The sequence below is a fragment of the Bacillus sp. BC05(2025) genome (assembly GCF_056725905.1).
Map to the genome: position 1 here is coordinate 136,355 of NZ_JBWYRA010000011.1, position 10,802 is coordinate 147,156.

13 protein-coding genes are annotated in these 10,802 nt (G+C 37.1%); 3 read left to right on the top strand and 10 right to left on the bottom strand.

Annotated elements, in window-relative coordinates; translation table 11 throughout:
• Positions 1–61 precede the first annotated feature (61 nt).
• Positions 62–1,177 carry an aminopeptidase gene (locus ACZ76X_RS25080; RefSeq protein WP_000654739.1) on the top strand — a complete coding sequence of 372 codons (1,116 nt, stop codon included), beginning with the start codon at positions 62–64 and terminating at the stop codon, positions 1,175–1,177.
• 35 nt (positions 1,178–1,212) lie between these two features.
• Here the strand turns inward: ACZ76X_RS25080 and ACZ76X_RS25085 are convergent, their stop codons facing one another.
• The 7 genes from ACZ76X_RS25085 to ACZ76X_RS25115 form a co-directional block, all read right to left on the bottom strand.
• Positions 1,213–1,647, bottom strand: coding sequence for a hypothetical protein (locus ACZ76X_RS25085; RefSeq protein WP_479852021.1), 435 nt, complete (start codon positions 1,645–1,647; stop codon positions 1,213–1,215).
• Between the two features lie 16 nt (positions 1,648–1,663).
• A complete protein-coding gene (locus tag ACZ76X_RS25090; RefSeq protein ID WP_479852022.1) occupies positions 1,664–1,846 on the bottom strand; it encodes a hypothetical protein in 183 nt (60 codons plus the stop codon).
• Positions 1,843–2,247 (bottom strand): PH domain-containing protein, encoded by a 405-nt coding sequence (locus tag ACZ76X_RS25095; protein WP_479852023.1) that lies wholly within the window; start codon positions 2,245–2,247, stop codon positions 1,843–1,845. Before ACZ76X_RS25095 ends, ACZ76X_RS25090 begins: the two co-directional genes overlap by 4 nt.
• A gap of 77 nt (positions 2,248–2,324) precedes the next feature.
• Positions 2,325–2,816 carry a GNAT family N-acetyltransferase gene (locus tag ACZ76X_RS25100; RefSeq protein WP_479852024.1) on the bottom strand — a complete coding sequence of 164 codons (492 nt, stop codon included), beginning with the start codon at positions 2,814–2,816 and terminating at the stop codon, positions 2,325–2,327.
• Entirely contained in the window at positions 2,813–3,361 is a 549-nt protein-coding gene (locus ACZ76X_RS25105) for a GNAT family N-acetyltransferase (protein ID WP_479852025.1), read from the bottom strand. The genes ACZ76X_RS25100 and ACZ76X_RS25105 overlap by 4 nt, the downstream gene beginning before the upstream one ends.
• 57 nt (positions 3,362–3,418) lie before the next feature.
• A complete protein-coding gene (locus ACZ76X_RS25110; RefSeq protein ID WP_479852026.1) occupies positions 3,419–4,324 on the bottom strand; it encodes a DMT family transporter in 906 nt (301 codons plus the stop codon).
• Complete coding sequence (locus ACZ76X_RS25115) at positions 4,314–4,727, bottom strand: MerR family transcriptional regulator (protein ID WP_001971079.1); 414 nt, start codon at positions 4,725–4,727, stop codon at positions 4,314–4,316. Before ACZ76X_RS25115 ends, ACZ76X_RS25110 begins: the two co-directional genes overlap by 11 nt.
• 123 nt (positions 4,728–4,850) lie before the next feature.
• On the opposite strand from ACZ76X_RS25115, the gene ACZ76X_RS25120 reads away from it, so the two are divergent.
• Entirely contained in the window at positions 4,851–5,195 is a 345-nt protein-coding gene (locus tag ACZ76X_RS25120; protein ID WP_479852027.1) for a PadR family transcriptional regulator, read from the top strand.
• On the top strand, positions 5,192–5,854 hold the full coding sequence (locus tag ACZ76X_RS25125; RefSeq protein ID WP_479852028.1) for an HAAS signaling domain-containing protein: 663 nt from the start codon (positions 5,192–5,194) through the stop codon (positions 5,852–5,854). The genes ACZ76X_RS25120 and ACZ76X_RS25125 overlap by 4 nt, the downstream gene beginning before the upstream one ends.
• A gap of 55 nt (positions 5,855–5,909) precedes the next feature.
• On the opposite strand, the gene murC is transcribed toward ACZ76X_RS25125, so the two are convergent.
• From murC to ACZ76X_RS25140, 3 genes are all read right to left on the bottom strand, one after another.
• A complete protein-coding gene (gene murC / locus ACZ76X_RS25130; RefSeq protein ID WP_098670849.1) occupies positions 5,910–7,220 on the bottom strand; it encodes a UDP-N-acetylmuramate--L-alanine ligase in 1,311 nt (436 codons plus the stop codon).
• A 252-nt stretch (positions 7,221–7,472) separates the two neighbouring features.
• Positions 7,473–8,591, bottom strand: coding sequence for a nicotinate phosphoribosyltransferase (locus tag ACZ76X_RS25135; protein ID WP_000658369.1), 1,119 nt, complete (start codon positions 8,589–8,591; stop codon positions 7,473–7,475).
• 61 nt (positions 8,592–8,652) lie between these two features.
• Positions 8,653–10,802: DNA translocase FtsK (locus ACZ76X_RS25140; RefSeq protein WP_479852029.1), on the bottom strand; the 2,150-nt coding region annotated here is incomplete at its 5' end.

The following is a 10,802-nucleotide window of genomic DNA, read 5'->3' on the forward strand; positions in this document are numbered from 1 at the left end:
CAAATTCCACTAAGTAGGTTACAATAGGAGAGGATACATAATTAGTAGGGAGGCTTTACATATGAAAGATCCACGCATTGAAAAGTTAGCATACAATTTAATTAACTACTCTATCCGTTTACAAAAAGGTGAAAAAGTATTAATTGAAAACTTTGGCTTACAAAAAGAACTTGTAACTGCACTTGTAAAAGAAGCATATGCAGCTGGTGGTTTCCCATTCGTTTCTCTAAAAGATCATCAAGTAGATCGCTCTTTATTAATGGGTGCTACTGAAGAACATTTTGAACAAATCGCTGCATATGAAGCAAGCGTAATGAAAGATATGGATGCTTATATCGGTCTTCGCTCTGGCGATAACATTAACGAACAAGCTGACGTACCAAGTGAAAGAATGCAAATTCACGGTCAAACAGTTGGTAAGAAAGTTCATAGAGACATTCGCGTTCCGAAAACACGCTGGGTTGTTCTTCGCTACCCAAATGCTTCTATGGCGCAGCTTGCTAAAATGAGCACAGAAGCTTTCGAAGACTTCTACTTCGAAGTTTGTAACTTAGACTACGGTAAAATGGATAAGGCGATGGATAGCCTTGTTACATTAATGAATAAAACAGATAAAGTTCGTCTAACTGGTCCTGGAACTGACTTAACATTCTCTATTAAAGACATTCCAGCTATTAAATGCTCAGGTCATTTAAACATTCCAGACGGTGAAGTATATTCTGCACCAGTTCGCGATTCTGTTAACGGTACAGTCTCTTACAACACACCATCTCCTTACAACGGTTATACATTTGAAAATGTACAACTTAAGTTTGAGAACGGTCAAATCGTTGAAGCAACTGCAAACGATACAGAGCGCATTAACAAAATCTTCGATACAGACGAAGGTGCACGCTACGTTGGTGAGTTCGCAATCGGCGTAAACCCATACATCTTACATCCAATGGGAGACATCCTATTCGATGAAAAAATCGATGGCAGCTTCCACTTCACTCCTGGACAAGCTTATGACGATGCATGGAACGGCAACAACTCGAACATTCACTGGGATTTAGTATGCATCCAACGCCCTGAATACGGCGGCGGCGAAATTTACTTCGACGACGTACTAATCCGTAAAGACGGACGCTTCGTTGTACCTGAATTAGAAGCTTTAAACCCAGAGAACTTAAAATAATAATAAAAATGCTCGGAATATTCTCCGAGCGTTTTTTAATACTTTAATAAGTCTTTCGCCACATCTTCTGGCACTTTAAAACTCATCTTCTTATTTTTCATTTCAACTTCAACATACGGAACATCTTTATATACTGTCATCGTACCTATTTCATGTAAGTCCTTCTTATCTTTACTCGACTCTAATAATTTTGTTGTATCCTCTTGATACATTTTAAATGTTTTCCCTTGCGGAGTATCTAAAGGAACCGACTGCATTTCCCACTTATCCATTTTCATGACTTCAAACAGTTTTTCAATTTCTTTCTTATTGGTGATTACCTTTTTATCACTTGAATCAGTAAGTGATTCAATTTCAACCTTTTGTGCCTTTTCTAAGTTCATATCAGCCTTTTCCTTCTTCGCACTACACCCTATTACAAGAAAGGATGCTGTTATCAGAAGCATAAACAACATACAGATTTTTTTCATTTCTAACCCTCCTGTACTACATGGAGCTACTTTTCTCACTTTTTGTTTGCTGAAAATGAAAATAATATAAAAGTCCCACTGCGATAGTACCTATTAATATTGGTATATATAAGGACAGATCCCATTTCATATATCCCCTAGTGCAAATAACAATCACCAGCAATATTTCCAAACAAAACAAAGGTTTTACATATTTCATTTCTTACCTGCCATTTCTATTTTTACATTTGGATTCTCTTTCTCAATAAGCGCCAAAAATTCATTCATATGTTGCGGCATCGCCACCATATGTACTTTATACGCATTCGTCGTAATTTCTAGAGACTTCCCAACTTGACGAATGATTCTTATCTCTTTCAATACGATATCATCATTTAAAATACCGTACTTTAATACACCATTTTCTACTTTATGCTGTTTAATAAATACTTCCCAAACGAGTGGTACATTTACAAGGAAGCATAAACCCATTCCAATTAACGCTGACATCCACTGCTCTTTATTTGTGACAATCATGACAAGTGGATATACAAACATAAAAGCTAACGTGAGACAAACGAAAATGACTACTGATTTACTTCTTTGAATCGGAAAGTTCATACACGCACCCCCTCACCTAAATTATACCACTTTTTCCTATTTTAGTTCGTAAAAAAAGGCCATTTCTGAATGACCTTTTACACGATGTACCTATAAAATTTCTTATCTACCCCTAACACTGGAAAATTTTTCGGCAACTCGTCTATACTCACACTTTGAAAACCATTCTTTTCATAAAAGCGATGCGCTGCTAAAAATTTCAGTGTCGTTCCTAAGTAAATATCTTTCAACTTTTTATTCTCAGCCCACGAAATTGCTGTTTGGAGCAACTTATGTGATGCGCCCCACTCTTTTCCGCGAAATTCTTTTTTTACGAACATTTTTCTTAATGCGACTTGATCGTCCCTAATATCTAATAAAGCTACTGTTCCAATCACTTTATCATCATAAGTTGCTACCCAAAAGTTGCCATGATTCCTTTGATAAAATGTTCCTATTTCAAGCAAGTCTGGCTGCTCTTCTTTCGTAATGGGAACATTGTACTCTTTTTGCTGAATATGAATGATAAGATCTACTACTTCATCTTGAAACGTACTTTCATACGGAATAATGCGTATCTTCTCGTTCATCGAATCTCCTTCCACTCTGAAGCTAGTAAACTATATACAGCGATATCGTGAAAATGATCATATAGCCATTCATCATCTCTTAAAATGCCATCTAACTTAAATCCTAAACGTTCTGGAATAGCGCGACTTTTCACATTATCAACACCGCATCTAATTTCCATTTTATTTAATTTTAAATTCTCAAATGCATAGTGAAGTACAGCCTTCACACTACGCGTCATAATACCTTTCCCGCCGGCATCTTCTGCAAGATAATATCCAAGACTTGCCGCTTTCTTCCCCCAACTTACCGGATGAATGCCTACCATCCCAACGAGCTTTCCTTTGTAACGGATACCACTTTCAAAACCGTCTCCCTCTGCAAACTTCTTTAACCACATCGGACAAATCTCATCATACGCACCAGCAGATTTTACCCCATCTACCCAAGGAAGCCATCTTCGTAAATGATTACGATTTTGGTCTATTAATTGATATAGTTCCTCCTTATGATGCTTCTCTAATAACTGTAATTCGATTTCATCGTCTACTCGAAGTGTGAACATGTTTTTTTAGCTCCCTTTTATTTTTCTTATTATTCTAACACTTCTAGATGTAAATTGTTAAATATTCACACTTTTTTTCGGTTTTATTTGTATAAAATTAGAAGAATACAATACACCCGTAACAACTAATGTCATTCCTACAGACTGTGCAGGCGTTATATTTACTCCTTCAATAAAAGAAATAATCATTGTAACAACAGGTACTAAATTAAAAAATAAAGATGTTCTGGCTGCTCCAATTTGAGCAATTCCATTATTCCACCATAAGTAACCGAGCACGCTCATTCCAATTGCCATAAAAAGAATCGCTCCCCAAGCTAACAAAGGAATTTCCAAAACTGGTACGATATTTTTTTGAGTGGAAGATATGATCATAAAGGCAATGGCACCAATAGTCATTGTGTATGTCGTCGTTTGTATTGGGCTACTAGTTTTAATAAACTTTCTGCCTAGCACACCGTATAACGCCCAACAAATATTCCCTAATAAAATATAAAAATCACCTTTTGAAAATGATAAGTTTTGTAGTATCGTAAACGAACCTTGTGTCAGTACAAAAACAACACCCAGTAATGCAAGTAACATCCCAATACCTTGGCGTTTTATAATTTTTTCTCGTAAAATAAAACTTGCTAATAGCGTCGTAACGAGCGGATTCGTCGCCATAATCAGTGCACCATTCATAGCTTCTGTATGTTTCATACCTAAAAAGAAAAAGAAGTTAAAACCGAATACACCAACAATACCTAGCAAAAAGTAATAAGTCTTATTCTCCCTCCATACCTCTACCTCAAAATCTTTTCGTATTTTTAACAAACATAACATCACAAATGCAGCGATTCCAAAGCGCCATGCTGCTATATGAATTGCTTCGAAATACTGTACAGCATATTTCGAAGCATTAAATGTCCCACCAGTGAAAATCGCAAATCCAAGTAACTGAGCGTATACTTTATTTTTCATTGTCAGCCTCCGAATTTCCACCTTCTAGAAAACCGTAATAAATTTCTAGTTTCTCCTCCGTTAGCTGAACAACTTTTTGCAATTGTTCCTGCTGTTCTTTTAATCTCTCTAAGTGAGTTGTTAAAATTGAAATTCTCTTTTTTACTTTCGCCGGTACTTCCTCTTTTCTCTGCCTAATTTCCTCTATAATACATCCATCACTTGCAAACTGAGCCATCTCTTCTAATGACATTCCAGTTTGTTTTAACGAATATAAAAATTTTAAAAGGCGTACATCACCTTCTGTATATTGGCGGATCCCGCTATTTCGCGTTGGTGGTGGTAATAATCCTAATTTCTCATAGTAACGCAAAGTATGAATACCCATCCCAGTTAACTCTGCTACTTCACCGATTTTATACATGTTCTCTCCCCCTTGTTTTTACATTTTCATCTTATAACCTAGAGTTAACTCTAGGTCAATACGTAAATAAAAAAATAACTATATATGATTGATATCTAGATATGAATCATATATAGTTAAAGTATGGAAAAAAATGATAATTTTATAATTCAATTACGTAAAGGCGTTTTTGATCTCGCTATTTTGTCTTTAATAAGTAAACAACCTATGTACGGATACGAAATTACAAGTGCATTACAAGATATCCCTGTATTTCATATCCCAAACGGTTCGATTTATCCTATATTAAATCGAATTATGAAAAACAATTGGGCTGTTTCCTATTGGGAAGAATCTGGTGATGGTCCAAAAAGAAAATACTATCGCATTACAGACGAAGGGAGAGAAATTTTACATAGTCGCTTACATGATTATGATGCAGTGTACCATGCTCTAATGTTACTAGCTAAAGGAGAGGATAAAAAATGAACAAGGAACAATTCTTTTCAAATGAACTCATTACTTCTTTCTTACACGATCTTCATAAAAGTTTAATGAACTTACCTACGCCAGCAAGAGAACAACATGTGCTAGAAATCAAATCCGATTTATATGAAAATGCATTAAGTAAAGAAAGCGAAGGAATACCATTAGAAGCCATCCCTTCACAAGTGATTGAAGAATTTCTTCCTCCAAAAGAATTAGCAAAGGAAATTGCAGGAGAATATACAGATGTTATTCAGGCTGCACAACAGTCTACAAATACATTTATTAAATACTTTACAGGACTATCAGTTGCTCCACTTGTTGCTTTATCAGTACCTATCGCACTTGGCTTTATAAATATTTCAGCTAATTTACCTTTTTTACTAGCCTTTATCGCAAGCAACATTTGGTTCATCTGTAGAGAAAACCATTGGAATACAAAGCAATTAAAATTTTTAAAAACAATGATTTCCTTTAGTACTAACGTTTTAATTGCACTTCCATTTGCATTTTTCGCGATTCGAATTATGATCACAAAACAATTCGATATGTTTTCATTCTATTATTTAATTGGATATGTACTTTTTAGTTCACTATATATATTCTCATTAAAACAACTATACAAAAAAAATGAACAATACCAACATATCAGCGCTTTTTAAAATATATCGAACACAACAAAAAAAGACGCACAGCCACAGCTATGCGTCTTTTCTATTACTTTTCTGCAACTTGAACTTCTTTTACGTAAGCTGCTTCGAATTTTTGGATGTCTCCTGCGCCCATGAAGATTAGAACGCCGTTTTTATGTTTCTTTAATACATCCGTTGTTGTATCTGTAATTAGTTCTGCACCGTCAATACGCTTTTGCAGATCTTCGATTGTTAATTCACCTTTGTTTTCGCGTGCTGATCCGAAAATATCACATAAGTATACTTGGTCAGCTTTGCTTAAGCTTTCAGCAAACTCATCTAAGAACTTTTCTGTACGCGAGAATGTGTGTGGCTGGAATACAGCGACAATTTCACGCTCTGGATGTTTTTGACGAGCTGCTTCAATCGTTGCATTAATTTCTGTCGGATGGTGTGCGTAGTCATCGATAATCACTTGCTCTCCCATCGGCTTTTCATTAAAGCGACGTTTTACGCCTTCAAAAGTTGTTAGCTGATGCTTAACTGCTTCTACATCAACGTTTTCATAATGGCAAAGTGCAATTACTGCTAATGCATTTAATACGCTGTGGTTGCCGTATCCTGTAATTTTGAACGTGTCATAGTACGTATTACGAACGAATACATCAAAAATAGTACCATCTGTTCTCTTTTGAATGTTACGTGCTTGGAAATCATTATCTTCTCCAAATCCATAGAAAATAACAGGTACTTTCGCTTGAATTTTTTGAAGTTCTTCATCATCTCCACATGCAATAATGCCTTTTTTCACTTGCAATGCCATCTCTTGGAATGCACTGAATACATCATTGATATCTGTGAAATAATCTGGATGATCAAAATCAATGTTTGTCATAATCGCATAGTCTGGATTGTAAGACAAGAAATGACGACGATACTCACAAGCTTCAAATACAAAATACTTACTATTTTCTACCCCATGCCCTGTTCCATCTCCAATAAGGTAAGATGTAGGGTGTGCACCTTGCATTACATGGGCTAACAAACCAGTTGTTGATGTTTTTCCATGCGCACCAGTTACAGCAACACTTGTGTATTGGTTCATAAGGTCACCTAAGAAGTGATGGTAACGATGTACTGGGATGTTTAATTCTTTTGCTGCTTCAATTTCTTCATGCGTATCAGGAAATGCATTTCCTGCAATAATCACTTGTCCTTCTTTTACATTACTTTTATCAAAAGGAAGGATCGAGATATTGCGCTTTTCCAACGCTGTTTGTGTAAAGAAACGTTTTTCATAATCAGACCCTTGAACAGTATGCTTCATGTCATGAAGAATTTGCGCTAATGAACTCATTCCTGTTCCTTTAATTCCTACAAAATGGTAAACTGTCATCTTAAAGAACCTCCAACATTTCGAACTAATACAACGGCCTATCTATAAGACAGTATATGAATCTTTTCTTATTTTGGTAATCATCATACATTTTTGATGTAGTGAAGTTATTCTTCCCTTCACTTATCAGGATAAACTCGTACGTACTTCTTTTTTATGTGCATAACAAATCCATTATAGCAAAAAAGAAGCCGCTATACTATGATAACAGAAAAACTGATAGGGTCAATCACCTATCAGTTTTTCTCTCTTTTACATATCTTCTCTTTTTTCTAATTGAACACGCTCTAAACGTGGGTTTGGACGATATTTACGACCAGCTTTCGCTTCTGGTTTTCCATTTAATTCTACGTTATCACCAGTAAAGCCAATATTCATTTTTAATAAGCTACTTCCTACTCCGTATATATCAACAGGTACATTTTGAGCTTCAAATTCACGAATACGCTTCTCATCAAATCCACCAGTTACAACGATGTCTACATGCTGGAATCCTTCTTCATCAAGTGCTTTACGAAGTGCGAATACAAGCGATGGGTTTACACCACGTGGATCGAATGTTCCAAGTACTTCTGGGTGACGAATGAAGTATTGATCAATCATCGTGCGCGACGTATCTACACGTACACCTTTTAATGTTGATCCAAATTCACGCGCTACGCGAAGTGCATCTGTAATGACATCATTGTTGTAATCAATTAATACAACTAATTCATCTTCTGGGAATTTCTTATGATATGCTTTTGCCGCTTCTACGACATCACCATTAAACATTTGAATTAATGCGTGAGGCATTGTCCCCATACCACTTTTGCCCCACCATTCATTCATTGCATGCGTCGCTTGTGCGCTCATACCGCCGATGTATGCTGCATAGCCGTCACCAGCTTGTTGTGTATAATGATCGTCACGGTCTCCCATGAAAATAACTGGTTTTTCTTTATCTACGCTACGCGCAGCTTGGACAACGTTATATACGTTTGTCGCAACTGATGTACGACGAGCTAAAATCCCATCAATGACACCTTCTAAAAATCCGAAATTTTCATAAGGACCATGAATTGTTAACACTGTTTCAAACGGACTAATTTTATCGCCATCTTTTAAAGAGTTAATTTCAAGTTCCTCAGGATTTTTAGCGAATGTTTGTAGCAACGCAATCACTTCATCTGTTCCGCAAAGAACTGCATTTTCCTTTTGGAAAAATTGCATCGTTACAACACTTTTCGGGCGAAATTCTTCAATGATTTCTCTAGTCTTTAAAAAGTAAACGGCAGAGAACCAACCTTCTCCAACGCGTTCGTCAAATTTAAATGTTTTATTTGTTAGTCTATTTATTTCACCTTTTAATTTTAATTCAATTTCTTTCATGTCGCTTTACTCCCTACTTTACTATCCAACATTTTCTCTTAGTATACAGCAAAACCGTTTACTATACATTTGTTTCCTGCATAGCAGCGAATTCATCCTCAGAAATAAGGACATCTCTTGGCTTCGTTCCTCTTGCTTCAGAAATAATTCCTTGCGATTGCATCTCTTCAATGAGACGTGCCGCGCGATTATAACCGATGCGGAATTTTCGCTGTACAGAAGATGTGGACGCTCCCCCTTGTTCTACAACAAATTGACATGCTTCGAAGAACAATTCGTCTTCCGACTCAGCTTGTTCTGTTTTCGCTAATAAATCCTCTTGCTTAAATAAGTAATTCGGCTTCATTTGCTTTTTCACATGATCAACTGTCTTTTCAATCTCATCATCCGATACATATACACCTTGTACACGAACAGGCTTAGATGTACCGTTCCCTAAGAATAACATATCACCACGGCCAAGTAATTTCTCCGCGCCACCAATATCGATAATTGTACGCGAATCAACTTGAGATGATACAGTAAACGCAATACGCGTTGGAATGTTTGACTTAATTAAACCTGTAATAACATCTACAGATGGACGCTGCGTTGCTACTAATAAATGAATACCACAAGCACGTGCTTTTTGCGCAATACGACAAATCGCTTCCTCAACATCACCAGGAGCTACCATCATTAAGTCGGCTAACTCGTCAATGACAATAACGATATAAGGTAATGTTTCTCCCGGAATTTCTCGCTCACTTACAATCGTATTGTAGCGAGTTAAATCACGAGCACCTGCGTGCGCAAACAATTCATAACGGCGCTCCATTTCTTCAACTGCCCACTTTAATGCAGCTGTCGCAGCTTTTACATCCGTAATAACAGGTGCGACAAGATGAGGAACAGAATTGTATGGTGCAAGCTCAACCATCTTCGGATCGATTAACATTAACTTCACTTCATGTGGTTTCGCTTTATATAAAATGCTCGTTAAAATTGCGTTAATACACACACTTTTACCAGAACCGGTTGCACCCGCAATTAGTCCGTGTGGCATTTTTCGAATATCCGTTACAATTGGATCACCTGAAATATCAAGCCCAAGCGCAACTGTAAGCGGTGATTCGCTCTTTGTAAACACAGGACTTCTTAAAATTTCACGAAGAAATACTGGCTTACTTTCTTTATTTGGAACTTCAATTCCAATGGCACTCTTCCCTGGAATCGGTGCTTCAATACGAATATCTTTCGCCGCTAAGCTTAACTTAATATCATCACTTAAATTTGTAATTTTATTTACTTTCACACCTGGATCTGGCTGTACTTCAAAACGAGTGACTGCCGGCCCCTGCGATACATTAATAACATGTGCGCCAACGTGGAAATTATTAAAAGTAGTATCTAATAATTCTTTCTGTTCTTCCAGCCATTCCGTATTATCTAACGCTGCTTGCTGCGGAATCGATAGCAATGTTAATGGTGGAACCGCATATGTCGGTGGTGTTTGCAATACATTTCGCATATCGTTCTCTCTTTGATTTACAATATATGCTTTCTCTTCTACTTCCGTACTTGAAATTGGCTTTTGTACTTGCTCTACCACCACTTGCTGCATTGGCTTTTCTTCTACTTGTGGTTCTACTGCTACTTGCTGCTTTGCTGTTTCTTCTACTTGTGGTTCCACTGCCACTTGCTGCATTGGCTTTTCTTCCACTTGTGGTTCTACCGCCACTTGCTGCATTGGCTTTTCTTCTACTTGTGGTTCTACTGCTACTTGCTGCTTTGCTGTTTCTTCTACTTGTGGTTCCACTGCCACTTGCTGCATTAGCTTTTCTTCCACTTGTGGTTCTACTGCCACTTGCTGCTTTGCTGTTTCTTCTACTTGTGGTTCCACTGCCACTTGCTGCATTGGTTTTTCTTCCACTTGTGGTTCCACTGCCACTTGTTGCATTGGTTTTTCTTCTACTTGTTGTACAGGCTTATTCTCTACTCGTTCTTTCATAGAAGATTGCATTGCATTTGCTCTAGCCGCATGTCTTTCCATTAATCTCGTTCTGTCTTGCTTCAACATAACAACATTGAATGGTACGTGACGCTTTTTCTCACGTTTTGGTCCTTCTTTTTGTACAACTGGTGACGCTTCTGCGACCGGTGTTTCCTCTACCACTTGTTGTTCTTCTGCAATCGCTGCTTCTTCTACAACTTGTTGCTCTTCTGCAATCG